This is a genomic window from Candidatus Poriferisocius sp. (assembly GCF_965219775.1).
Classification (GTDB): Bacteria; Actinomycetota; Acidimicrobiia; order Acidimicrobiales; family Bin134; genus Poriferisocius.
In genome coordinates, this window is the sequence record NZ_OZ244793.1 from 709,945 (window position 1) to 733,992 (window position 24,048).

25 protein-coding genes are annotated in these 24,048 nt (G+C 66.7%); 10 read left to right on the forward strand and 15 right to left on the reverse strand.

Annotated features, from left to right (window positions below):
- Nucleotides 1–76: 76 nt before the first annotated feature.
- From ACOQPQ_RS03195 to ACOQPQ_RS03210, 4 genes are all read right to left on the reverse strand, one after another.
- Nucleotides 77–916, reverse strand: coding sequence for a 2Fe-2S iron-sulfur cluster-binding protein (locus ACOQPQ_RS03195; protein WP_420638001.1), 840 nt, complete (start codon nt 914–916; stop codon nt 77–79).
- 74 nt (nt 917–990) lie between these two features.
- A complete protein-coding gene (locus tag ACOQPQ_RS03200; RefSeq protein WP_420638002.1) occupies nt 991–2,751 on the reverse strand; it encodes an NADH-ubiquinone oxidoreductase-F iron-sulfur binding region domain-containing protein in 1,761 nt (586 codons plus the stop codon).
- Nucleotides 2,744–4,756: a molybdopterin oxidoreductase family protein gene (locus tag ACOQPQ_RS03205; protein ID WP_420638003.1), complete on the reverse strand. Its 2,013-nt coding sequence runs from the start codon at nt 4,754–4,756 to the stop codon at nt 2,744–2,746. Before ACOQPQ_RS03205 ends, ACOQPQ_RS03200 begins: the two co-directional genes overlap by 8 nt.
- A gap of 60 nt (nt 4,757–4,816) precedes the next feature.
- A complete protein-coding gene (locus tag ACOQPQ_RS03210; RefSeq protein WP_420638004.1) occupies nt 4,817–6,514 on the reverse strand; it encodes a formate--tetrahydrofolate ligase in 1,698 nt (565 codons plus the stop codon).
- Between the two features lie 219 nt (nt 6,515–6,733).
- Here ACOQPQ_RS03210 and xylA point away from each other — a divergent pair, with 219 nt between their 5' ends.
- The 4 genes from xylA (at nt 6,734) to ACOQPQ_RS03230 (ending at nt 10,313) form a co-directional block, all read left to right on the forward strand.
- Nucleotides 6,734–8,095 (forward strand): xylose isomerase, encoded by a 1,362-nt coding sequence (gene xylA / locus ACOQPQ_RS03215; protein WP_420638005.1) that lies wholly within the window; start codon nt 6,734–6,736, stop codon nt 8,093–8,095.
- 46 nt (nt 8,096–8,141) lie between these two features.
- Nucleotides 8,142–9,677, forward strand: coding sequence for a xylulokinase (gene xylB / locus ACOQPQ_RS03220; RefSeq protein ID WP_420638006.1), 1,536 nt, complete (start codon nt 8,142–8,144; stop codon nt 9,675–9,677).
- A 128-nt stretch (nt 9,678–9,805) separates the two neighbouring features.
- Nucleotides 9,806–9,985, forward strand: coding sequence for a hypothetical protein (locus tag ACOQPQ_RS03225; RefSeq protein WP_420640429.1), 180 nt, complete (start codon nt 9,806–9,808; stop codon nt 9,983–9,985).
- A complete protein-coding gene (locus ACOQPQ_RS03230) occupies nt 9,969–10,313 on the forward strand; it encodes a type II toxin-antitoxin system PemK/MazF family toxin (protein ID WP_420638007.1) in 345 nt (114 codons plus the stop codon). Before ACOQPQ_RS03225 ends, ACOQPQ_RS03230 begins: the two co-directional genes overlap by 17 nt.
- A gap of 108 nt (nt 10,314–10,421) precedes the next feature.
- Here the strand turns inward: ACOQPQ_RS03230 and ACOQPQ_RS03235 are convergent, their stop codons facing one another.
- From ACOQPQ_RS03235 to ACOQPQ_RS03255, 5 genes are all read right to left on the reverse strand, one after another.
- A complete protein-coding gene (locus tag ACOQPQ_RS03235; protein WP_420638008.1) occupies nt 10,422–11,669 on the reverse strand; it encodes a DUF222 domain-containing protein in 1,248 nt (415 codons plus the stop codon).
- A gap of 366 nt (nt 11,670–12,035) precedes the next feature.
- On the reverse strand, nt 12,036–12,212 hold the full coding sequence (locus tag ACOQPQ_RS03240) for an antitoxin Xre/MbcA/ParS toxin-binding domain-containing protein (protein ID WP_420638009.1): 177 nt from the start codon (nt 12,210–12,212) through the stop codon (nt 12,036–12,038).
- A gap of 423 nt (nt 12,213–12,635) precedes the next feature.
- Nucleotides 12,636–13,118, reverse strand: coding sequence for a hypothetical protein (locus ACOQPQ_RS03245; RefSeq protein WP_420638010.1), 483 nt, complete (start codon nt 13,116–13,118; stop codon nt 12,636–12,638).
- A gap of 230 nt (nt 13,119–13,348) precedes the next feature.
- Nucleotides 13,349–14,308: an IS481 family transposase gene (locus ACOQPQ_RS03250; protein ID WP_420638011.1), complete on the reverse strand. Its 960-nt coding sequence runs from the start codon at nt 14,306–14,308 to the stop codon at nt 13,349–13,351.
- Between the two features lie 71 nt (nt 14,309–14,379).
- Nucleotides 14,380–14,688 (reverse strand): hypothetical protein, encoded by a 309-nt coding sequence (locus ACOQPQ_RS03255; protein WP_420638012.1) that lies wholly within the window; start codon nt 14,686–14,688, stop codon nt 14,380–14,382.
- Nucleotides 14,689–14,995: 307 nt separating this feature from the next.
- On the opposite strand from ACOQPQ_RS03255, the gene ACOQPQ_RS03260 reads away from it, so the two are divergent.
- The gene (locus ACOQPQ_RS03260; RefSeq protein ID WP_420638013.1) at nt 14,996–15,241 is read left to right on the forward strand and encodes a hypothetical protein; all 246 of its coding nucleotides are present in this window, start codon (nt 14,996–14,998) and stop codon (nt 15,239–15,241) included.
- 1 nt (nt 15,242) lies between these two features.
- On the opposite strand, the gene ACOQPQ_RS03265 is transcribed toward ACOQPQ_RS03260, so the two are convergent.
- From ACOQPQ_RS03265 to ACOQPQ_RS03280, 4 genes are all read right to left on the reverse strand, one after another.
- Nucleotides 15,243–16,367, reverse strand: a complete 1,125-nt coding sequence (locus ACOQPQ_RS03265) for a YaaC family protein (protein ID WP_420638014.1) — start codon at nt 16,365–16,367, stop codon at nt 15,243–15,245.
- Nucleotides 16,368–16,586: 219 nt separating this feature from the next.
- Nucleotides 16,587–17,168 (reverse strand): hypothetical protein, encoded by a 582-nt coding sequence (locus ACOQPQ_RS03270; RefSeq protein WP_420638015.1) that lies wholly within the window; start codon nt 17,166–17,168, stop codon nt 16,587–16,589.
- Nucleotides 17,169–17,270: 102 nt separating this feature from the next.
- Nucleotides 17,271–17,726 (reverse strand): YbaY family lipoprotein, encoded by a 456-nt coding sequence (locus ACOQPQ_RS03275; protein ID WP_420638016.1) that lies wholly within the window; start codon nt 17,724–17,726, stop codon nt 17,271–17,273.
- 4 nt (nt 17,727–17,730) lie between these two features.
- A complete protein-coding gene (locus ACOQPQ_RS03280; protein ID WP_420638017.1) occupies nt 17,731–18,909 on the reverse strand; it encodes an amidohydrolase family protein in 1,179 nt (392 codons plus the stop codon).
- 112 nt (nt 18,910–19,021) lie between these two features.
- Here ACOQPQ_RS03280 and ACOQPQ_RS03285 point away from each other — a divergent pair, with 112 nt between their 5' ends.
- The gene (locus ACOQPQ_RS03285) at nt 19,022–19,474 is read left to right on the forward strand and encodes a glycine/sarcosine/betaine reductase selenoprotein B family protein (RefSeq protein ID WP_420638018.1); all 453 of its coding nucleotides are present in this window, start codon (nt 19,022–19,024) and stop codon (nt 19,472–19,474) included.
- 36 nt (nt 19,475–19,510) lie between these two features.
- Nucleotides 19,511–20,176, forward strand: a complete 666-nt coding sequence (locus ACOQPQ_RS03290) for a hypothetical protein (protein ID WP_420638019.1) — start codon at nt 19,511–19,513, stop codon at nt 20,174–20,176.
- Between the two features lie 89 nt (nt 20,177–20,265).
- Here ACOQPQ_RS03290 and ACOQPQ_RS03295 read toward each other — a convergent pair whose 3' ends face one another.
- The gene (locus tag ACOQPQ_RS03295; protein ID WP_420638020.1) at nt 20,266–21,471 is read right to left on the reverse strand and encodes an amidohydrolase family protein; all 1,206 of its coding nucleotides are present in this window, start codon (nt 21,469–21,471) and stop codon (nt 20,266–20,268) included.
- 116 nt (nt 21,472–21,587) lie between these two features.
- Here ACOQPQ_RS03295 and ACOQPQ_RS03300 point away from each other — a divergent pair, with 116 nt between their 5' ends.
- Genes ACOQPQ_RS03300 through ACOQPQ_RS03310 form a run of 3 tightly spaced genes read left to right on the forward strand, consistent with a single transcriptional unit; the run spans nt 21,588 to nt 22,941 of the window.
- The gene (locus ACOQPQ_RS03300; RefSeq protein WP_420638021.1) at nt 21,588–21,941 is read left to right on the forward strand and encodes a hypothetical protein; all 354 of its coding nucleotides are present in this window, start codon (nt 21,588–21,590) and stop codon (nt 21,939–21,941) included.
- Nucleotides 21,942–21,977: 36 nt separating this feature from the next.
- Nucleotides 21,978–22,298: a hypothetical protein gene (locus tag ACOQPQ_RS03305; protein WP_420638022.1), complete on the forward strand. Its 321-nt coding sequence runs from the start codon at nt 21,978–21,980 to the stop codon at nt 22,296–22,298.
- A 7-nt stretch (nt 22,299–22,305) separates the two neighbouring features.
- On the forward strand, nt 22,306–22,941 hold the full coding sequence (locus tag ACOQPQ_RS03310) for a nucleotidyl transferase AbiEii/AbiGii toxin family protein (protein ID WP_420638023.1): 636 nt from the start codon (nt 22,306–22,308) through the stop codon (nt 22,939–22,941).
- Nucleotides 22,942–22,990: 49 nt separating this feature from the next.
- Here the strand turns inward: ACOQPQ_RS03310 and ACOQPQ_RS03315 are convergent, their stop codons facing one another.
- A complete protein-coding gene (locus ACOQPQ_RS03315; RefSeq protein WP_420638024.1) occupies nt 22,991–24,022 on the reverse strand; it encodes an ABC transporter permease in 1,032 nt (343 codons plus the stop codon).
- Between the last annotated feature and the right edge of the window lie 26 nt (nt 24,023–24,048).

Consider the following 24,048-nt stretch of genomic DNA (forward strand, 5'->3'; position numbering starts at 1 on the left):
CCAAACTAGCCCAGTCGCCGGTGGGTGTCCCCGATTGGGGGCAGCACCCGATTCCCCGTCTCCCGGTGGGAATCCCTCACACGTAGGTCCAGCCGAAGCGGCCCTTGATGCACAGGTTGCCCCGGGTCACGTCGTGGTCGTCGGGGGAGGTGCACTTGACGATGCGGTTGTCCTGCACGTGAAGCTCCAGGTTGCAGCCCACCCCGCAGTACGAGCACACCGTCTGGGTGACCGTCTGGTCGTCGGGGCGCCAATCGTCGGCCTGGCGCAGGTCGTACTCGGTCTTGAACTGCAGCGCGTTGGTGGGGCACACGGCCACGCAGTTGCCGCAGTAGACGCAGGCCGAGTCGGGCAGGGTGGTGTCGTACTCGGTGGAGATGCGGGCGCCGAAGCCCCGCCCGGCCACCGAGATGGCGTAGGTGTGCTGGGCGTCGTCGCCGCAGGCCTCCACGCAGCGGTAGCACAGCACGCACTTGTCGTAGTCGCGGATGTAGAGGTTGTCCTGCACCCGCACCGGCTCGTCCATCTGTGCTACGTCGGACCCGTAACGGTCGGGGTCGGCCCCGTAGTGCTCGGACCAGCGGCCCAGCTCGTCGGCCTGCGAGAGGTCCACGCCGGTGGCCAGGAACTCCAGCACCATCTTGCGGCTGTGGCGCACCCGCTCGCTGTCGGTGTGGACCACCATGTCGTCGGTGGCCGGGCGGGAGCACGACGGCACCAGGGTGCGGCTGCCGTCCAGCTCCACCACGCACACCCGGCACACGTTGACGGGGGTGAGGGTGGGGCCGTAGCAGATCACCGGCGTCTCCACCCCCGCCGCGTTGCACGCGTCCAGGATGGTGCTTCCCTCGGGGACGGTCACGTCCCGGTCGTCCACCCGGAGGGTGACCGCGGTCTCGGTGGTCACGGGGCTCATGGCTTCCTCTTCCTAGTTCCTAGCACGTGCTTCCATCAGTGGCTTCGATCAGGTGCTTCCATCAAGTGTTCCCGTCAGGTGTTCCCGTCGCCCTGCCCGATTAGGCCGAGCGCCAGCGCAGAGCGCACGGCGGAGGCCGCGGTGTGGCCCAGCCCGCAAATGGAGGCGTCGGCCATGGCCCGGGCCATGTCGTGCACCAGGTCGGCCCGCTTCGGGCGCATCGACCCCCCGGTGGCCTGCAGCTCCACCAGCACCTCGTATTGGCGCTGGGTGCCCACCCGACAGGGAACGCACTGCCCACAGGACTCGTCGCGGAAGAACTCGGCGATGCGCACCACCACCGCCTCCATGTCGGCGGTGTCGTCGAACACCGTGACCACCCCCGACCCCAGGGTGGCCCCCGCCGCTCGAGCGTCCTCCAAGGTCAACCGCAGGTCGAGCGATTCGGGTCCGACGAACACTCCGGCGGCTCCGCCCAACAGCACGGCGGCCAAACGGCCCACCGGCCCGCCGGCCCGGTCGAGCAGCTCGCCCAGGGTGGTGCCGAAGGGCACCTCGTACAGGCCCGGTGCCCCCACACGGCCCGAGAGGCAGAACAGCCGGGTACCGGGTGATTGCTCGGTGCCCACCGAGCGATAGGCCTCGGGGCCGTCGTTCACGATGTCGAGCACGTTCACCAGGGTTTCGGGATTGTTGATGGCGGTGGGTTGGCCGAACAGGCCGTGGGTGGTGGGGAAGGGGGGCTTGTTGCGGGGTTCGCCCCGAAAGCCCTCGATGGAGTTGAACAGGGCCGTCTCCTCGCCGCAGATGTAGGCCCCGGCCCCCCGGCGCAGTTCGATGTCGAAGCGCAGGCCGCTCCCGGCCACGTCGTCGCCCAGCAGCCCGGCCGCCCGGGCCGCGGCGATGGCCCCCTCCAGCCGGGCGGTGGCCCGGGGATACTCCCCCCGGATGTAGATCCAGCCGTGGGGGGCGCCGGTGGCCAGCCCGGCGATGGTCATCGACTCGATGAGGGCGAACGGGTCGTGCTCGCACAGGATGCGGTCCTTGAAGGTGCCCGGCTCCGACTCGTCGCAGTTGGCCACCACGTGCTTGTCCGGTCCGAGTTCGTCGGCCACCGCCCGCCACTTGACGCCTGTGGGGAAGGCGGCCCCGCCCCGTCCCGACAGCCCCGCCGCCCGGATGGCCTCAATGACGGCGTCGGGACCCTTCTCGACTGCCCGCTGCAGGGCCCGGTAGCCGCGGTGGGCCCGGTAGGAGTCCAGCGACGTGGGGTCCACCTCGCCCACCCGGCCCAGCACCCGCAGACCGGGCTCACCGGCCTGCGGCAAGCGGAACACCTCGTCATCATCGGCGGGCACCCGGTCGGGGCGGTCCACCCCCTGGATGAACCGGGCCGGGGCCCGGTCGCACTGGCCCAGACAGGGGCTGGGGTGAACCCTGGCCCCGCCGCCGGCCAATGAGGCTTGCAGGTCGTCGGCCCCGGCCAGGGCGCATGCGGGGTCCACGCACACGTGGACCACGTCGTCGCGGTGACCGGGATCGGTGGTGCGGAACATCTCGTAGAAAGTGGCCACGCCATAGGCCTCGGCGGGGGGCACGCCCAGCCGCTCGGCGGCGCCGTTGAGGCCGCCGGGGCTGATCCAGCCGATGCGATGCTGCAGAGCGTGGAGCATCGGCAACAGCAGATGGCGCCGGGCGTGGCGGCGGGCCCGACCGCCGCGGGCCAACCGCTCGGACTCGGAGACGGTGGCGGCGTCGTCGGGGGCGACAACGGCGTCGATGGCGGCCTGCTCGGCGGCGGTGGGTTGTTCGGTTCCGAAATGCAGGTCAGCCAACGGTTGCGCCTGCGGTGGACTCGATGGGGGACCCAGAGGAGGACTCGATGGAGGACGTCGTGGGGGACGCTGAAGGGGACTCGGCGGGCCGGGGCGGGACCCTCTCTACCCGGATGGCGGCCGCCTTGAACTCGGCGGTGCCCGACTTGGGATCCCAGTCGGGGTTGGTGAGCACGTTGACGTCGATGATCTCGGGATGGTGCAGGGTGGTGAAGGCCAGTCCGGGAGGCAGGCTCGACACCAGCCGGGCGTTCATCTCCACCGACCCCCGAGGCGAGCACACCCGCACCCGGTCGCCGTCGGCCACGGCCAGGGCGGCGGCGTCGGCCGGGTTCATGTCCAAACCGGCATACCGCAGCGGCGAGTCGTAGTCCCCGCTCTGCACCCCGGTGTTGTAGGAGTCCAAGGCCCGGCCGGTGGTCAGCCGCAGGGGGAACTCCTCGCTCAGCTCCTCGGTCGGTCCCTCGTGCTCCAGCACAGAGAAGGGGGCCGGGTCGCGGCCCTCCAGATCGTCGGCCCACAGCCAGCCGTGGAGGAAGGGGCTGCCGGGGTGGTCGTCGCCGGGGCACGGCCACTGCAGCCCACCGGCGGCCTCCAGCCGATCCCAGCTCATGCCCCGGTGCATCGCCGACACGGTGCGCAGCTCCTCCCACACGGCCCGCGGGTCACGGGGCCCGAGTTCGGCGCCCATGGCCTCGGCCATATCGCAGAGGATGTCGATGTCATGTCGGGCCTGGCCGGGCGGGGTCACCGCCGGGCGTACCCGCTGCACCCGTCGCTCACTGGAGGTGACGGTGCCCTCGGTTTCGGCCCAGGCCACCGAAGCGGGCAGCACCACGTCGGCCATCTCGGCGGTGCGGGTCATCAAGATGTCCTGCACCACCAGGATGTCCAGGCTCTGAAGCTGGGCCCGGGCGTGGTGGGCGTCGGCCTCGGAATCCACCGGGTTCTCGCCGATCACATACAGCGCCCGCAGGTCACCCTGTTCCATGGCCTCGAACATGAGCGTGAGGTGACGGCCGGGCACCGGGTTGAGGGGACGGCCGTAGGCAGCCTCGAAGCGGGCCCGATGAGCGGGATCGTCGATGTCGGCGAAGCCGGGGTATCGGTTGGGAATGGCCCCCATGTCGCCGCCGCCCTGCACGTTGTTCTGCCCCCGCAGCGGGACCAGGCCCGACCCCCATCGGCCCACGTGGCCGGTGAGCAAGGCCAGGTTGCACAGCGACAGCACGTTGTCCACCGCGTTGTGGTGCTCGGTGATGCCCAGGGTCCACAGGATTTGGGCTTTCTCGGCGGTGGCGTAGGCGTGGGCCATCTCCACCACCACCCCGGCGGGAATGCCGCAGATGGCGGCCACCGCCTCCGGGGTGAACGACGCCACCGAGTCGGCGTAGGCCTCGAAGCCCTGGGTGGCCCGGTCGATGAACGACTGGTTGGCCAGCCCGGCGCGGATGATCTCCCGTCCGATGCCGTTGGCCAAGGCGATGTCGGTGCCCACGTTGATGCCCGCCCACACGTCGGCGAAGCGGGCCGAGGAGGTGTAGCGGGGGTCCACGCAGTACATGCGGGCCCCGTTGTCGAGTCCCTTCAGCAGGTGGTGGAAGAAGATTGGGTGGGCCTCACGGGCGTTGGAGCCCCACAGGAAGATGAGGTCGGTCTCCTCGATTTCCCGGTACGAGGAGGTTCCCCCTCCGGCTCCGAACACTGTCGCCAGACCGACGACCGAGGGTGCGTGTCAAGTTCGATTGCAGGAGTCGATGTTGTTCGACCCGATCACCGTGCGGATGAACTTCTGGGCGATGTAGTTCATCTCGTTGGTGGCCTTGGAGCAACTGAACATGCCGAACGCATCGGGCCCGTGGCGGTCCACCACCTGGGTGAACCCGGCGGCGGCCCGACCGAGAGCCTCGTCCCACGACGCCTCCCGCAGCCCATCGGCGTCGCGCACCATCGGCACCGTGAGCCGCGGCCGGGAGCCCTGTCCGTTGGCCCCCCGCCTGCTCATGCCCGGCCGTGTCGTTCCCGGCATCGTCGCCCCTCCACTCCGCAGCAGGCTATCAGGCCCTCAGCTCAGCCCGACGATCTCCCCGTCCTCGTCGAGATCGATCCCCATGGCCGCCGGCACCCGGCCCAGGCCCGGCATGGTCCGCATGTCCCCGCAGATGGGATACACGAAGCCGGCGCCCACCGAGGCCCGCACCTCCCGCACTGGCAGGGTCCAGCCGGTGGGGGCCCCCTTGAGGGACGGATCCGAGGAGATGGACAGGTGGGTCTTGGCGATGCACACCGGGAGGTTGCCGAAACCGGCCGCCTCGTAGGTGTCGAGCTGGCGGTTGGCGGTCGCCGAATACTCCACGCCGTCGGCCCCGTACACGGTGGTGGCCACCGCGGCGATCTTGTCCCGCAGGGGCAACTCGTCCCCGTACAGCACCCGGAACGAGCTGGGGTCCTCGCACGCCTCGGCCACCGCTTCGGCCAACTCGGCAGCACCCGCCCCACCGTCGGCGAAGTGGGTGGTGACCGCGCAGCGGGCCCCGTACTCGTCGGCGATCTCGGCAATGGCGGCCAGGTCGGCGTCGTGGTCTCCGGGGAAGGCGTTCACCGCCACCACCGGGGTCACCCCGTGGGCCGCCATGTTGGCGAGTTGCTTGCGCAGGTTGTCGCCCCCGGCGTGGACCTCGTCGGGGTTCTCGGCCAACAGCGCCTCGGGCAGCGGGCGCCCGGCCACGATGCGGTGGTTGCCGGAATGGGCCTTCAGCCCCCGTACGGTGGCCACCATTACGGCGGCATCGGGAGCCAGGCCCGAGTAGCGGCACTTGATGTTGAAGAACCGCTCCGCGCCCATGTCGGCGCCGAACCCGGCCTCGGTCACCAGGAAGTCGCCGGTGCGGATGGCGATGAGGTCGGCCACGATGGAGGAATTACCCGTGGCGATGTTGCCGAAGGGCCCGGTGTGGACCAGGGCAGGGCCGCCCTCCAGGGTCTGCATCAGGTTGGGTTTGAGGGCGTCCTTCAACAGCACGGCCATGGCCCCGGCCGCTTTCAGGTCCTCGGCGGTCACCGGCTCGCCCGCTTTGGTGTAGCCCACCACGATGCGGCCCAACCGGGCCCGCAGGTCGCTCAGCGAGGTGGCCAACGCCAAGGTGGCCATCACCTCGGAGGCGGCGGTGATGTCGAATCCGCTCTCGCGGGGCACCCCATCCAGTCGCCCGCCCAATCCGAGCACCACGTTGCGCAGGGCCCGGTCGTTGATGTCCACCACCCGGCGCCAGGTGATGTTGTGCAGGTCGAGGCCCAGCTCGTTGCCGTGGAACAGGTGGGCGTCGAGCATGGCCGAGCACATGTTGTGGGCCGCGGTCACCGCGTGCATGTCGCCGGTGAGGTGGAGGTTGAACAGCTCCATGGGCACCACCTGGCTGTAGCCACCGCCCGCGGCCCCGCCCTTGATACCGAAGGTGGGGCCCAATGAGGGCTGGCGGATGGCGATGGTGGCCCGCTTGTTGATGTGGCCGAACCCCTGGCCGAGACCCACGGTGGTGGTGGTCTTTCCCTCGCCCAACGGCGTGGGGGTGATGGCGGTGACCACCACGTAGCGGGCCCGGGGGCGGTCGGCCAGCGCCTCCACCGCGTCGAGGCTGATCTTGGCCGCCCCGGCCCCGTAGGGCTCCAGCATCTCGGTGGGGATGCCGGCTTCGGTGGCGATGTCGGTCAGAGGACGGAGATTCGCCCCCCGGGCGATCTCGAGATCAGAGGGAAACGACATGGACCTGCCTCTTCTGCTCGGGGTTGGTTGCCGATGTTGGCGGCCCGACGGGTGGCCAACCCCGCCAGCGTAGGCGCAATCGGGCGGTGCGGGAAGACGAACCGTAGAATCCGACGATGACGGCGAAGCACCCGGCGGGAGGCCGATCATGACTTACTTCTTATGTGGACTCTGTCGCCGCCGAATTGGGTTTGGAGAGAGCCAGGTTGGAGGCCGATCATGACTGACTTCTTTGACACGGTTGTCGAGCCGGTGGCCTTTGCCGGCCAAGAGGCCCCGCCCGATGCCCCGGCCTACCGGGTGTACGACCCCGAGCGGATGGTGCTGGGGAAGCCCATGGCCGAGCACCTGCGGGTGGCCGTCTGCTACTGGCACAGCTTCAACTGGCCGGGTAGCGACATTTTCGGCGCAGGAACCTTCGACCGTCCGTGGCTGGAACCCGGCCAGGACCCGATGGCCGCCGCCCGCCACAAGCAGGACGCCGCCTTCGAGTTCTTCCAGAAGCTGGGCACCCCGTTCTACTGCTTCCACGACGTGGACATGGCCCCCGAGGGCGCCGATCTGGCCGAGAGCCGGGCCAACCTCGACGCCATGGTGGAACGGGCGGCCGCCAAAATGGAGGCCACCGGGGTGCGGCTGTTGTGGGGCACCGCCAACTTGTTCTCCCATCCCCGGTACGCGGCGGGGGCGGCCACCAACCCCGACCCCGAGGTGTTCGCCCACGCCGCCGCCCAGGTACGCCACATGCTGGACGCCACCCATCGCCTCGGCGGGGCCAACTACGTGCTGTGGGGCGGGCGCGAGGGCTACGAGACCCTGCTCAACACCCGCCTGCGGCAAGAAGCCGACCAACTCGCCCGCTTCCTGACCCTGGTGGCCGAGCACAAGCACCACATCGGCTTCGGCGGCACCCTGCTGCTGGAACCCAAACCTCAGGAACCCACCAAGCACCAGTACGACTACGACTGCGCGGCGGTCCACGGGTTCCTGGACCGCTACGACCTCGTCGACGAGTTCAAGGTGAACATCGAGGTGAACCACGCCACCTTGTCGGGCCACTCCTTTCATCACGAGGTGGCCTACGCCGTGGACAACGGCATCTTCGGCAGCGTGGACGCCAACCGGGGCGATCCCCAGAACGGATGGGACACCGACCAATTCCCCAACTCGGTGGACGAGTTGGCCCCAGCCCTCTACGAGATCGTGCAGGGCGGGGGATTCACCACCGGGGGGTTCAACTTCGACACCAAGCTGCGCCGCCAGAGCCTGGCCCGCGACGACCTGTTCTGGGGCCACATCGGCGGCATCGACACCCTGGCCCGGGCACTCTTGGTGGCCGAGGCCATGGTGACCGACGGGGTGATCGAACAAGCCCGCCGGCAACGCTACGCCCGCTGGGAATCCGACTTGGGCGCCGACATCATGAAGGGCGACGCCACCCTGGCCTCGCTGGCCGACGCCGCGGTGGCCGACGGCCTCAACCCTCAGCCGGTGTCCGGGCGCCAGGAACACCTGGAGAACGAGGTGAACCGCATCATCTGGTCCACGCCCCATTTCATGAGTGGTCGACGCCGCTTGTGATTGCCCCGGCAATGACCGGCCCCGCTCGCTTGTGGTCACCCCGGCAATGACCGGTCGCGCCCTGGTGGCCGGGGTGGACTCGTCCACTCAGTCGACCAAGCTGGAGTTACGCGAGCGGGATTCAGGCCGACTGGTGTGCCGGGCCAGTGCCCCCCACAGCCACGTTCGCTGGGACCCCCCGGTGAGCGAGCAGGACCCGGAGGTGTGGTGGGAGGCCCTGAGCCACTGCTTCGCCCAGTGCCGCGAGGCCGATCGGGCCGACGTGGTGGCGGTGAGCGTCGCCGGGCAACAGCACGGGTTGGTGCTGGTGGCCGAGGACGGCACGGTGTTGCGTCCGGCCAAACTGTGGAACGACACCACCTCGGCACCCCAGGCCCGTGACCTGGTGGCCCGTCTCGGGGCGGGGGAGTGGGCCCAGCGGTGCGGCTCGGTGCCCCTGGCTGCGTTCACCATTGCCAAGCTGGCCTGGGTGCTGGAGCACGAACCCGAAATGGGGGAGCGGACCGCCCGCGTCATGTTGCCTCACGACTGGCTCACCTGGAGGCTGACCGGAGCACACGTCACCGACCGGGGGGATGCCTCGGGCACCGGCTGGTTCGATCCCGTTCGGGATGCGGTGGACCCAGGCCTGCTGGCCGCTGCGGTGGGTGATGCCGCCCCGTGGATGGACCGACTGCCCCAGGTGCTGGCCCCAACGACCGCCGCCGGTGAGATCACCGCCGAGGCCGCGGCCGACCTGGGTCTGCCCGAAGGAGTTCTGGTGGGGCCGGGCACCGGCGACAACATGGCCGCGGCGCTGGGCCTGGGCCTCCGCCCCGGCGACGCGGTGATCTCCCTCGGCACCTCGGGCACGGCTTACTGCGTGTCGTCGACTCCGGTGAAGGACCCTTCCGGGGCGGTGGCCGGATTCGCCGACGCCACCGGGGCCTACCTGCCCCTGGTCTGCACCCTCAACGCCACTCGGGTCACCGACACCGTGGCCCGATGGCTGGGCGTCGACCCCGCCGAACTGGCTGCGTTGGCGCTGGCCGCCGAGCCCAACCCCACACCCCCGGTCCTCGTGCCCTACTTCGACGGCGAGCGGACTCCCAACCTCCCCGACGCCACTGGGGCATTCACGGGGCTGAGGGTGGACACGTCAAGGGCCGATCTGGCCCTGGCCGCCCACGACGGGGTGCTGTGCGGCCTGCTCGACGGCCTGGACGCCATTGCCCGTGCCGGTGCTGAGATGACCGGCGCTGTCACCTCCGGAACTGCCTCCTCCAGGACTGACCGAGCTGCGGCCGATACCGGAGCCCGCTGCTACCTGGTAGGTGGCGGCGCCCGATCTCCCGCCTACCAAGTCAGAGCCGCGGCACTGTCGGGCCGGGAGGTCACCGTCCCCACCGACGACGAAACCGTCGCCACCGGCGCCGCCCTCCAAGCCGCCGTGGTGGCTACGGGAAGCACTGTCACCAACCCCTTCGCCGACATCGCCCAAGACTGGAACCTCGGCCAGGGCCAAACCATCCCCCCCGACCCCAATGTCGACCCCGCCACCATCCGAAAGCACTACCAATCCCAAACCACCCTGCTCCACTGAGATGTGCACTGAGCATGGCTGCTTCGCTGCCCGACAGACGCACTGGAGCCGGAAGATTGAGGAACCACAGATCAGGGATGCTGTTGTGTATGCAGAGTCGATAACATACTCATATGCAGAGTACGAGCGTGCGGATTGACAGGGCGACACATCGAGAGCTGAAGAAGCTCGCCGAATCTCGCGGCGCGACCGTCGGAGACACGGTGGCGCTCGCAGTGCTACGGCTCAGGCAGTACGAGATCGGTGTTCAGCTTCGCTGTGATCTCACTGATGAAGAAATGACTTGGCTTGATGCTGACCTCGGGTGACGTAGTCGACCTTGACTTCGGCCTTCCCTCTGGAAGCGAGGCGGGCTTTGTCCATCCAGCCATAGTCGTGACTGCCCAGCAGACACTGGATGCTGAACCGAGCGTGGTGCAAGTCGTGCCAGTGACCTCCACGCTTCGGGGCTTTGCTTCGGAAGTTGAGCTTGAGCCTGATCACGGGAATGGCCTAGCTCGCAATTCAGCCGCTCAATGCCAACAGATTCGTACCATAGCTACGAATCGCATCAAGGGCACGCGTGGCAACGTCGGACCCGCTGCCCTCTTGCAGATACGGGAATTGCTTGGTGTCATCCTTGACGTCCCTGGGTAGCGGGGCGAGGAGGTCATTGCGTAGACCGGGGCAAGTCGAGAGTGGGCCAACAAATTGTGGTGACTCGGCCCTTCGGAAGGTTCACCGAGCAATGTGAATTGACTTCAGTCAATCTCTTGAGACGGTGTGAGTCCCCCTGACCGAGTCGGGCGGTCGCTGCTGGCGGGGGATCGGGGGTCGGGTTCGGTCGCGGCGTCGTTTGTGGTAGGCGTGTTGGTGGTCGTGGCGGTGGGCCCGGCGGTGACACTTCGGGCAGAGCAGGACCAGGTTGTCGATGTTGGTGGGGCCACCTTGTTCCCAGGGAAGGATGTGGTGGATGTCGCAGGCCTGGGCGGCCAACCCGCAGTCGACGCAGTGTTGGTCTCGGGCGAACAACGCCATCCGTTGAGCCTGGTTCGGGGCCCGCTGCGTTCGGCCCAGGTAGAGAGGTTGGCCGTCGGAGCCGAAGATGGAGGGGATGATGTCGGCGTCACAAGCCAGACGGCGGAGTTCTTCAATTTCGATGGGGGTGCCGTCGATGAGCTCGGCGTCTTGGAGCACCCCGTAAATGGGATCCCACTCGGCAGTCACCACCAACACCGTCTTCTGCGGCGCCGGGCCACAATCCGTGGCCTGCTTCTGTTCTGACTCGTCGGCTGCGGGCGGTAAGGACAGGCCGTTGGCCGCCTCACCATCTCTGCCTGCCCTTCCACCTGGTTGTTGGGTGATGAGGGCGACGAGGGCATCCGCGTTGCGTTGGTGGTAGGTGCGTTCGTCGCCGTTTCGAGTGTCGTGGTGTAGCAGGCGGGTGTTCATGGCGGCCATGGCGGTCTTGACTCGTTGGCCTGCGATGGCATCGAGTTCGGCGTGGAGGATGACCATGTCGTCGTCCCCGTCGAACACGCTGGCGGTGCGCCGGGCTCGTTGGCGTTCGGTACGGGACAAACCGTCGACCGAGGCCCGTTGGTCCTCGCGGGTGGCCAGGGTCTTCTTGAACTGGTCGCAGTCCAGGCGCATGGCCTCCAGAATCAGGTCCAGAGGCTCCCCTTCGCCCAACGGGGCCCGGGCGTGGGAGGCGGAGATCATCTCGGCGTGGTCCATGGAGATGTACCCGTCCCTGACCGCCCCCAACACATCGGGAAGGGCCCGCAACCCCGAGGCCACCTTGGCCTGGCGGTTGGCCTTGTGGGCCTTGATCCCGAACTGCTTGCACACCGCGAACATGGCGTCGTCGCCTTCGAGGTCGCCGAACCGGCCCAACACCCCCGCCAGGTACCCGTCCAACTGACGGCGGGCCACATCACCCTGCAACGCCACCTTCATCAAATCCGACGTCCCCAACCCCGAATAATCCACCAACTCAAAACCAGCAATCACCGGCCCGCCACCACCACACGTGCAGCAACCCCCAGCGGCAGATGCCTCGACAGAACCCCTGTCAGATGTCTCTGGGGATTCGTTGCCGGAAGAGCCAAACTCCATACCTGTCATTGTACTGGGCAGGGTGACAACATCCCCCCGGAATTGCCCAACAATCTCAAGAATTTTCAGAAATCTTGGCAACTTGCCACGGGTGACCGGCTTTTCCACGCCATCCCCGTCATCAAGGGGTAGACCGCTCGACCCTCCACCCCGACACCCCCAGTGCCCCCAAGCGAACCATGACCCAGACTGGCTGCGAGGCCTGGACAACACTAGGGAGAATGCACTTCGCGCAAGGGTGAGAATTCTTCTCGACACCCATCAGACAGTGACGCCCTCCGCCAGTGCGAGCAGGAGGTCCTTTACGCGCTGGTGTTGACCGGATGCGACCAAATCGAGCGGCTTCCGATGGCCGAGGAGGCGGTTCGGGGCCCGCATCCAGACCTTCACAGCATCGTCGGCAAGCACCGTTCGAGCGAGGTCGGTGACCGCCTGCAAGTCAAGGAGTCGATCTTCAGTGCCGTGCGTGGGAACTGGTTCTACGGAGGAGGGGCCAGCCATACCCTCTGGTTGGATCCCGCTCACCTGCGCCCTCCTACTCGGTGGCCCTGACGCTTCACAGTTGTCCCGTAGCCCGACACGGCAAGGCTACCTGTCATTCTGCCCCTACTTCGTCAAAGTGCGGCTATGGCTGTCGGGGAATCCAGGCCGACGGTTGCCTTGCTCGAAAGTTCGGAGAGGATGCGCCTTGGTGCACGGTAGGGTGGTTGGCAATTCCCCGGTGTCGCAAGTGCCTTCGAGGCACGCGTCCGGGGTCTTGCCTTTCTGAACCCACTACGTCGGGGCGACGTGCCAGTCCGCCCAGGCTTCGCCAGATCCCCTATCGGGGTCGGAGCCTGGTCATGCTCCCTGCACTGGGAATCAGCGCAGGGGGTCGACGCCGGGCGAGAGCTGGATCTCCCTGAGGTGTTCTGCGGCTTGTTCACCCCGAACTCCGGCGAGGCGAAGGTCTACGAAGACTCGAGGCCAGGGGGCGAGGTGCAGGTTGTCGATTCTCGTTGCCAGGCGTGCCGTGCCTACGGTCGGGAAGGGCCGGAGGGTGAGGCGGCCGCCTTCTAGAGGGCGAAGACCGACACTCGCGGCGATTGCCTCGAGGCCGATCTGAGTGTTCGAGCTGAAATAGACCTCGACCGCAGAGATATCGGTCACCAGGGGTGCAAGCACTGCTGCCGCGGCAAGGCCGGTCGCGGCCCAAGGCTGATCGCTTGCGTTCCATAGTTCGCCAATAAGAGTGAGTTCGCGCAACATGTCCTGCCCGACCAGGCCAACCGTCAGGCTGGGCTGAGGTCTCAGGGCGGTGGCGGCTTGGGCGTAGGCTTCGAGCAGCGTGTCGGGGTCGGACAAGCGGCGCCCCGAGTGCCGGCCCCTCTGCGCTGTGGCTTCGAGGAGACTCTCATCGGTAAGGAAGCGAAGGGCTGCCGTACAGCCTCCAGTAGAGAGCCCTGTGGTCGAGGACACAGTCGAAACTGTGGGTGCGGTGCCACAGAGGAGGGCCTCGGCCACAGAAAGCACGGATGGGGTCCACCGCTTTGGTCTTTCGTTGGCCGCCGGCGGGAATCCGCTTCGCGAGACGATTAGCTGTAGAGCCCATAGAGGTTGTGTACGCGTGAGGCGGGTGTGCCGTTGATGGCGGTGTGGTGGCGGTGGAGATTGTAGTGGTGGACCCAGGTTTGGAGTCGGCGTCGGCGGTCGGGCTCTGATCGGAATTTGCAGTTGTAGAGGAATTCGTCGGCGAGGGTTCGGTTGAAGCGCTCGGCCTTGCCGTTGGTCTGGGGCCGGTAGGGGCGGCAGAAGGTGTGCGCGATGGCGCGGGAGGCGAGCTGGGCGGCGAACTTCTTGGACCTGAAGTTGGCCCCGTTGTCGGAGATGACCTCGTCGACGGCGACGCCGATGGAGCGGAACCAGATGCGGGCCCGCTCGAAGAACCCGCAGAGCGTGTCGGCGGTCTCGTTGTCGAGGGCCTCGACGTAGGCCAGGCGGCTGTGGTCGTCGACGGCGACGTGCAGGTAGCTGTAGCCCACCCGTGGGCGCCGCTTTGTCCCGCGGGCCGAGGTGTTGGCTCTTCCGTGGGCTCTCCACCCGCCCCCGGGCGGGATCTTGCCCACCTTCTTGACGTCCAGATGCACCAGGTCGCCGGGATGGGGGCGCTCGTAGCGGCGTATCACCCGCCCGGTGGGCCGATCGATCCAGTCGAGGCGGTTCAGACCGTTGCGCACCAGGATCCGGTGCACCGTCGACGCCGGCACCCCAGTGCGGGCCGCCAGCCGCGCCGGTCCCAGCCGGGTGGTCTTGCGCAGCCGGCACACCCGCTCCTCGGTCTTGGAGTCGGTACGCCGAGGCGACCGGCGCGGCCTTGACGACCGGTCCTCCAAACCGGCTTCGCCGTGGGCCTGGAAACGGTGCCACCACTTGGCCACCGTGGCCCGCGACAGACCCATCTGGGCGGCCACATGGGCCTGGGGCATCCCCGCCTCGACCCGCTGGACAATCAACAACCTCCCCAATGGGGTCAGGCGTGCATTAGCGTGCGACATCGAGCCTCCCTTGCTCAGTGCGGTAGTTCGCAAACACCACACTGGCATCGGAGGCTCACCCAATAGCGGAGCTACCTGCCTGAGCTAACAACCTCTATGGACAGAACAATTAGCCCCGGTGCAGCGATCTCAGCCGCACCGGTCTCGTCTACCCACCCGATGCCAGCTTCCGAGAGTGCCTCACGGGCACCGGGGGAGAGATGGCGAGCAACCACGATTGTCGAGCGAGGTGGCCTTCGGCCCAGCAGTTCCTGCACTCTTCCCAGTGTTCCTTCCCCGATCCAATGCAGTTCGAAGTCTTGGCCGGCAACGACGATCTCGTCGGCCGTCTCGCCCCCGGCGGTGGTCTCGAACTCTACCGAGCGCGGCAAGACGTTCATCAGGGCTTCCTTGGCTCGCTGCTTGATCCGAGGAAGGGCGGGCATTGTCGATGGCATCGTAGTGTTACCTCAGCGAGTAATATTACCTCACTATGGCAGTGAGGTAATACAAATTTCTGAGCAATATGTCCTTGCTGCCGGCTCCAAGGGGTGGAAGGTGGGGCCTGGGCGGGGCCCGTCGGGGTTGGTTTCGCCAATGCTGGTGGGGAGAAGAGCTGTGGTCACCGGGATGCTCTGACAATGCAGGACGTCTCGTTCCTCCAGAATCTCTAGCCTGTCGGTGGTACCACACTCCCAGCCTTGATAGGTGACGATGGGAAAGGAAGCTGTCTCCATGGACGAGTCCGAGGCCAAAGACGATCCTCAGCCCGTTGAGCACCGCGAGCGGAGATCTTCAGCATGGAAGGACGAGGTCGCGGCGCGTGCCCACATTCTGAGGGCAGGCAAGGCGGCGGTGCGAGCCTGGGAGGCGGAGCACGGAGAGCTGACAGCGGAGGAGTTGGCCCGGGCCGACTCCATCCTGGATGGCGTCGGCAGCCGAGAGATCTCGTGACCTAATCTACAAAGTGCTCCTCACCAGTAATGCGGCTGGAGAGGTTCAAGAGGTAGCTTTCACACGCTCGGTCAACCCAGCTTGAGAATAGCCAGAAGTAGCGGGTGGCTCGGAGTCGCTCAACGTCTTGCGGTCGATATCTGACCATGTTGGAGAGGTGAAGGAGAATCAAGAATGCTACTGCTTCATGGGAATGAAGATCAGTGCGGTCGGAGATCACTAGGTATCGCCGGGGACCTCGATAAGATCGGTCAGTAGCCATAAGCATCTTGTCGTACAGAGAACACAGTTTTGGAGCTGCTTCCTGCGTAGACCTCCCATAGGTATATGCGGCAGTAGACTCGTAAGATACTGTAGACTCTGGTGATTGAACAAGTCGGAATGAACCTCCAAAGATCTGGCAACTCTTAAGTACAGATTCGGGCTTTAGTTTGTGACGCCTCAGAGTATTTCTATCAATCTCGACCCTAAGCCAGCCCTTCTTATTCGCGAATAGGGGGTAGCAGGAAGTGATTGGTAACAGCTTTGGGAGTCGGTCTGTTGAGTCTGTGTAGAGATCACAAGCCTCAGGAAGGTAGGGAAGTAGCCTTAGTAGCGCAATAGTCTTTCCGTCACGTGCGCTATCCTCATGACAGAACTTAGCACCAGTACGGGAGGCCAAGAGATGAAAGACACCCTTCTTCCCAATCGTAAAGCTCTCCTGTTCAATTCGGTAGCGCCTCTTTCGTACGAATTTGGCGGATGCTCCATGATGGATGAAATCTGGTTTCGTCGTGGCTGGATCAATCGCGGTAAGGAAGGCCTTAGTTAAGTTTAGGGCAAAGTAGTACGCCAGAAGAGGCTTGGAGACTGGTCCCACGTTTGCTGTTGCCTCGAAGTACTCCTTGGCCTGCTTGATGTAGGAGATGAACCTACGACCTGCCTCCGCATCAAGATTCGTCCCGTGCTTGCTCTGGAGCCGGTGGATGCCAGCACCCTCAACAGCAAATGCGTCAAGGCTGGACCAGAGATCCGCGCTTGAGGCACGGTGCGAGAGCAACCGGGCATGTGGCGCTACACCGGCAACGATAAGTCTGCCCTTCGACCAGCCCGGCTTGCCTTCCCGAGCGGATGGGGGAGCTGCCACTGCCTATTTGACCTTCAGATGCATAGTCCTTCATTGAAGCATACGGGTGGCGGTGCAGAAGTGATGGTCATAAGGCAGATGCATGTTGGTGCCTTCGTGCTTAGGCCATGAGGTACTTCCGGCGGGGGAGTGACCTGCAGGAGGTCGCCGAATTCCTGCACTCGACGGCAGCACTCCTCCATGGGAGGCGGTCACGCAATTGTCGCTGGGGTGGGGTGGTCAATGGAGATCGCTCCAACGCTGTCGCGCTGCTATGTGGCGCTCGTGGGTGAGTTGCTGGGAGATGAGGTTGGGGCGGACGAGAGCATCTCGAATGAGTCGAGCCACGGCTTCTGTGAAGTCCGACCACGGAGTCTCGATCGCGGTGGGTCCCTCCCGAAGAAGCTCCAGGACGGCGATCTCGGTGGCCTCCAGACCCAGGACGCGTCGTTCGATGGACCGGCCCACGAACCGGACACTGTCAACAGGTGACGGAACCCTGCCGGGAACGGCAATCGTCTCGATGGCAGGAACCTGAGTGGTCAAGCCCAGGTAGGCGGCCGCGGTCGCGCCAGCAGGGCCTGCACCGGGCCCGGCGACTTCCATACCGACGTCAAAGGCACGGGGCAGTGGCACCCCGACGGGAGTGCGTGGCCCCTTCCAGTACAGGCCCCGGCGGACCCTGGCGACGTCCCCCTTGGCCACGAGTCGCGACAACTCGCACTCCACGGCGCGCCGCGGCCCCGCCAGGTCGGCGATTTGGATGAAGCTGCGCACCGGTGCGTTCTCGATCCGTTCGCGGACACGCTCAGCCGTACTCATAAGAGATAACCGTAACGAGATACTCTCAACTAGTCCAGTCTGATTCCTCCTGGCGGAGGGGCAGGAGAAAGGCCAGATGGGATCAAGGTGGGGCTCTGATGGTTAGGAGACGGCGATGACCCAGAAGTCTTGGGTGGTTTGGCCGGGGGTGATGTCGAACGCGGTGTCGTTGATGTAGAGCAGGTTGTCGTCGGCGTCTTCGATTCGGGCCGACACGGCGTACGTCCGTCCGGCTACCAGGTTGCCGCTCCAGGTCAGTTCGTAGTCGAAGGGGATGGCGGTAGTGGGCACCGTCTGTCGGGTGATGGGCTCGGAGGCGACATCGGTGCGGCTCACGTCGGCCAGGGTGACCACCACCACCGCTCCGTCAGGAAGCCGGGCTCCGGCGGGGATGATGGTGCCGTCGAGTTCACCGAGTTCCACCGTCCCCGACAACGAGTTCGACGACGGGCTTGGAGTACCACCACCGGGGTCGACGGTGGGCCCCGGCTCGCCGGACCCACACGCCGCGGCGAACACGGCGGCAACAACCAGGAAGGCGGCGACGAGGTGCCTCATCGGCTCATGCCGGGGCGTCCGCGGACCGGGGAGCGGGCAACGGGTCACCCATGCGGGCGAAAGCGTCGGCCGCCGTGTTGCCCAGGAAGGCAGCCCGGAGGTCGTCGTCGAGGCGGTCGAGCCCCGGGCGGTACAGCTCGATGGGGTCGGCATTGCCCTCCTGGTGGGGGTAGTCCGACGAGAACACCACCATGTCGGGCAACTCGGCCAGCACGTCGAGGGCGTCGGCGTCGCCGAAGCCGGGCAGGGGAGTGAGGCGCAGGTTGCGGTGCAACATGTCGGCCCCGCTGGTCGGCCACGGCCAGTCGCCCAGCGACGCCGACGACTGGCTCTGGCGCGACAGAGTCGTCACGTACCAGGGCAGCCATCCGGCCCGCATCTCCTCGACGAGCACGGTGAGATCGGGAAAGCGGTGGAACACCCCGCCGAAGAGCATGCTGGCGATGAGATTCTGGGCGGCGTGCAACCGCTGGGTGTTGGCCAGACGGATGAGGCCCCCGACGCCGGCACCGTCGGGTTGGTCCCAACCGATGTCGGCCCACTCGGTGAAGTCGGCCTCGGTGTTGCCCACGTGGATGACCACCACCATGCCGAGGTCGATGGCCGCCGCCCAGATCCGATCCCAGCGGGGATGGCCGGGCGGTCCGCCGGCCGGAACACCCCGGCGGGTGTAAAGGAAGAAGGCCCGGGCCCCACGGCTGCGGCATCGCTGCAGGTCCTCGACGGCGGCGTCGAGATCGGAGAAGTCGATGGTGGCCACCGCATGAAGTCGCCCCGATTGGTCGGCAAGCTGTTCGGTGAGGAAGTCGTTGCACCGCCGGGCGGCCACGGGACGGTCCTCGGCCCGCAGGTAGTCGAGCTTCTGCCAATAGCCGCCGGGGTTCACCAGGCAGTGGTCGATGCCCACCCCGTCCATCCACGCCACCCGTTCGGCGGCGGTGGAGTCGTGGCGGGGATGGAGGACCACCGGACCCCCGCTGCGTTCGGCCCGGTCGAACAGCTTGGGCAGCAGCTCGGCGGGGGAGGGGAGCCGTTCCGCGGGCAGCACCTGCAGCAAATCCCCGGCGATGGCGTTGGCCAAGTGGGTGCGATTGTCGGGAATCTGATCGGCCCACGCCAGCATCGGGTCGTCGCTGGCGTTGTGCCCGGTGATCTCCCAGTGGGTGTCGACGTCGACGATCATCTCCTCAGCGTAGTGATGTCGGTCGCCGTTGTGTCGGCGACACCGTGTACTCTCGCCGCCAGCGGCCTCGGCGGAGGCCGGTGTTGGCTCAACACACAAGGGAGGGACCGGCATGACCGATCAGATGATGCGGGAGTTCGCGGCGGCCCTGCCGGTGCCCGAATTCGAGACCACGGCTTGGGCCCCGGCCCCGGAGTTGTCCCGGGCCACCGTGGCCGTCGTGACCAGTGCGGCCCTGCACCGCCCCGACGACGAGCCTTTCTCCGCTCGGGGCGACGCCGGCTACCGGTTGCTCGACCGGGAGGATCGCAACCTGGTACTGGGGCACTGGAGTTCCAACTTCGACCGGTCGGCGTTCCTGTTGGATCTCAACGTGGTGTACCCGGTGGACCGTCTGGAGGAGTTGGCGGCCGACGGGGTGATCGGCGAGGTGGCCCCTCGTCATGTGGCCTTCGCCGGCAACCAGCCCGACACGGTGTCGGAGGTCCGCATGGACACCGGACCGGCGGCCGCCGCCGATCTGCGGGCCGACGGGGTGGACGTGGCCATCCTGACCCCGGTTTGACCCCTGTGCACGCGCACCGTGTGTGTGCTGGCCCACGTGTTGGAAGCAGCCGGGATCGCCACCGTGGTGCTGGCCGCCATGCGCCCGGTGGCCGAGAAGATGCGGGTGCCCCGGGCCCTGTACTGCAAGTTCCCCCTCGGGCGTCCTCTGGGGGCGCCCAACGACGCCGCCTTGCAGCACCGGGTGCTGCGGGCTGCTTTCGATCTGCTGGACGCCCCGGCGGGACCGGTGTTGGCCGATTTCCCCGAAGTGGTGGAGGCCGAGGAGACGCCCATGGCCTGTGCGCTCCCTTCCCGGTTCGACCCCGATCTGCCGGCGTCGGTGGACGAGGCCCGAGGACTGCGGGCCGCCTACGACCGGGCGGTGGCCCGTCGAGGGGTAACCGAGGTGGGCCGGGCGGTGGACGCCGACGGAGTGCCCGCCGCGCTGGCCGACCTGGAACGGGTGGCCGGCGGGGAACACTGGAAAAAGGTGTACGGGCCCCGGCTCGATACCATTGCCTTGTCCCACGACATCCGGGCCTACTACCAGGAGGCGGCGCTGGAGTTGGCCGACCGGCCTGCTCTCGGCGCCCGCCAGATGGAGACTTGGTTCTTCGACCAGACCGAAGCGGGGGCCACCCTGAGCGCCGCCCGGGCCGCGCTCACCGAACAGGGCGCCCCCGACGGCATCGTCTTCTACATGGCCCCCGCCGGTCGCTGACGCATCAAGAGGACAGGCCAGCCATAGGCGCCGACGGCCCACGACTGTTCTCGCCGCGCCGCCACTGAGGGCCGCGAGCAGCCCAGGGCTCAGGCGGCGATGGCGTTCTTCAGCAAGGCCTCGTTGGGCTCAGCGGGAAGATCGGTGAGGGGCTCGGCGATCTCGGCATGGGTGGGGCCGTGCTGGGCGGCCAGCGGCGCCAGGGCGTCGAGGTCGAAGCCGTAGAGGTCGGCGGCGTTGCCGGCCAGAATCTGCTGCAGCTCCACCGGATCGGTGTCGCAGAACACCTGGCGCAGGTGCTCGCGGGTGTAGGGGCCGGTGCCCTCGTTGTGGGGATAGTCGGAGCCCCACATCACCTTGTCGACCCCGAGCACTTCGCGGGCAGCAGCGTCGGCGTGACCGGGCTGGCTGATGCCCACCCAGCAGTTCCGCTGGAAGTACTCGGTGGCCGAGCGGGGCAGGATGTGGCTCTCGTCGTAGCGCATCTCGCCCATGCGGCCGGTGTCGCGGATGGTGGCCAAGGTCTCATCCATGTGGGCCAACGCCCCCACCAACCAGGCGCAGCCCTGTTCGGTCATCACGAACTTGAGCTTGGGGAACCGCTCGAACACCCCCGACAGCAGGAGCTGGTAGAAGGGCCGGTGGGAGTAGAAGCTCACCTCGTGGATGAACAGCAGGTCGGCCACCGAGTAGCGCCCGTAGTTGGGCGCCCCAGTGCCGCCGTGGCTGTTGACGATCACCCCGAGATCCTCACAGGCGGCCCAGAACGGGTCGTACACCGGGTCGTAGAGCGGGGCGAGGTCCTTGCAATCGGGCGGGATGGCCGAGATGAGCACGCCGCCGCGCAGGTTGTTGGCGGCGATGAACTCCACGTCGGCGATGGCTTCGTCCACGTCGTTGAGGAAGGTCTGCCCGATACCGGCCCGCTGGTCGGGGTACTGGGCGCACCAGTCGGCCAGCCAGCGGTTGTGGGCCCGGATACCGGCCAGTCGGTGCTCGAGCTGGTCGTCTCGGGGCGGGCGGGCGAAAAGGATGAAGCTGGGAAAGAACGGGGGCACGGTGTTAGGGAACACCACCTCGCCCACCTGGCCGTCGGCGTACAGGTCGCCCAGGCGCCGCTCGTTGTCCCAGTTGCGCACCCGGCCGCCGTCCTGGAGGTCGCGGAACGGGTTCCGGTACTTCTCCCGCCACGCGTCGAAGTCGTCGTGGTATTTCGACTCCAGGAAGCCCCGGTAGGTCTCGTGGTTGGCCCCGGCGTGGCAGTCGGCCGAGATGATGGTGTAGCGATCGCTCATGTTTGCTCCTGGTGGCTCGGGAACTGACGGAACGCACGTCTTGACGAGAACGCAACCCTCAGGATGCCACGCCGGTGATGCCCGAGTGCAGTTCGGCGTGCGCTAGGTTGCTCCCCATGGGTTCCACGCCGGGAGTTGTCAAGGGGGAGTGGGACGACCAACCCCACAACTGGCGCACGTTCTTCAGGCGGTGGCGGCGCGGCAAGGAGCCCTTCCGATTCGAGGTCGTCCGCACCGAGGCCATGTCGGCCGAGGCCTTCTTCGTGATCGGTCGCAGCGTCTCGGGCCGGGTCCAGCCCGGAGACCCCGTGGTGGTGCAGACGGGCGACAGTATGATCGCCACCCGGGTGGCGTCCATCGACCACACCGTGCAGGACGAGGGCGAGTTCCACATGCTCATGGCCCTCCAACTCGACGACGTCGGCCCCGACACCGCCATCTCCCCAGGCGACATCATCCACCACCCCTGAAGTCCGGGTCGGCGCCTGGGACGGTATTGTTCGGGTATGAGCGCTCGAGTGCGACCGTTGGGGCGTCCCCCGGTGGCGATTCCCCGAAACATCGCGGATCGCTCGATCCCCAAGGCCTGCGGAGTGGTCCGCTTGCCGGGCCATATCGCATGGAGTGAACCATTCGAGTACGACCTCGGCGACCGGTGCGAACTGCTCCTCGCCTATGCCCAGGTGATGACCGAGGGTATGGAGGAGGACGTCTTGCGCTACATCGACCTCGATGTGCTGCTGGCAGTGTGGGATGAGCTCTGCCTGTCTCCCTATGTTCGGGAGGCGTGGGCCGAGTGGCTCTGTTCACGAGGCTTGATCGAGTAATTCCCGAGTGCTCAGCGATCTGCAACGAAGGGTACGCGAGATCCTGGCGGGACTGCCGGAAGCTGAGACCTTCGCTCTTGCGGGTGGTGCCGCACTCATCGTCACGGGTGTTGTCGATCGATTGACGAATGACCTCGACTACTTCACGCCCCACCCTCAAACGGTCGGGGACCTCTCCGACGCGGTTCAGGCCGCACTAAGTGACGCCGGCCTGACCGTAACGGTGATCAGGAGTAGCGAATCCTATGTCCAGTTGCAGGTCTCCACTGGCGACGAGACAACCAACATCGACCTTGCGACCGACTATCGGATGATGGAAGCGAGGATCACGGAGGAAGGGTTCGTGCTCGTGGTCGACGAATTGGCGGCTGACAAGGTGCTTGCGCTGGAGGCCAGGGGCGCGCCCCGCGACTACATCGACTTTGCAGCTCTCTGCGACCGTTTCGGCGTGGCCGAGATGTGTGAACTCGCGGGAGGAAAGGACGTGGGGTTCGACCGGGCCCGGCTTGCCGAGAGGCTTGCGCGGTTTTTCGAGTTGCCACCGAGAGTGTTCAGGTTGGACGACAGCGATTACGAAGGACTGAGAGTGTCCATTGAGGCTGCGTTGGCCGACCTCGAAGAAGCCATCTCCCAACGAGAGTGATGCCAGCACATGTGTGCTTGGGAGAGGGGGCTGAAGCTGGGTGGGCGGGTCAGCGGCGCAGGAGTTTGGTGACCAGGCCTGACGCAGAAACGGCCAGGATGAGGATGCCCCCGGTCACGATGTCGGGCCAGAAACTGGGCCAGCCCATGAGGGCGATTCCGCTGAAGGTGACCTTCAGGAAGAGCACGCCGATGAAGGTTCCGAGGATGTGGAACTCACCGTTGCGCAGGGTGACCGCCCCCAAGAAGGCGGCGGTGTAGGCCTCTAGGAGGAAGGGGTTGCCGGCGTTGGTGGCCGCCACGCCGGTTCGGGCGGCCAAAAGGGCGCCGGCCCCGGCTGCACACCCCCCGCTGATCACGAAGGCCAGGATCCGGTAACGCGAAACACGGATGCCCGACAGCCGAGCGGCGGTCATGTTGCCCCCGATGGCATCGAGACGCCGACCGGCCACGGTGCGGGCCATCATCAGGGCCAGCACCACCAGCACCCCTACCATGATCCAGACCATCATTCTCGGGTGCAGGAAGTGGAAGCCCGGCCACTCGCTGTTGGCCAACTCCTGGAAGCGGTTGCGCAACGAGATATTGCGGTCGGTCCGCCACAGCGCCAAGCCGGCCAACACCGCCCCGGAACCCAGGGTGGCCACGAACGCGTGAATGCCGAACCCGGTCACGATCGCCCCGTTGAACAGCCCGATCAGAATCCCCACACCCACAGCGGCCAACATGGCGAGAAGGATGGTCATGTTGCCCGGCTGGGTGAGGGGGTCGGCGATCGATCCCGGATCGATGACCTCGGCGGCGATGATGCCGCCCAATCCGATGGCCCCGGCGATCGACAGGTCGAAGTCGCCCACGATCAACGCGATGGTCAAACCGCCGGCCACGATGCCCAACAAGGCGGTGTTGTTAACGATCACGTGCCAGTTGTTGGCCGTGAAGAAGGTGTCGAATCGCAGAATCCCGAAGAACGCGATCTCCGCCAGCAGGATGGCCACCGGGGCCATTCGGGCAATGGCACGGGGGTCGAGACGGCTCAGCACTGAGTCCGAGGGGGCAGCGGCGGATGGGGTGTCGGTCATGGCAGAACTCCGGGGAGGAATTGCTC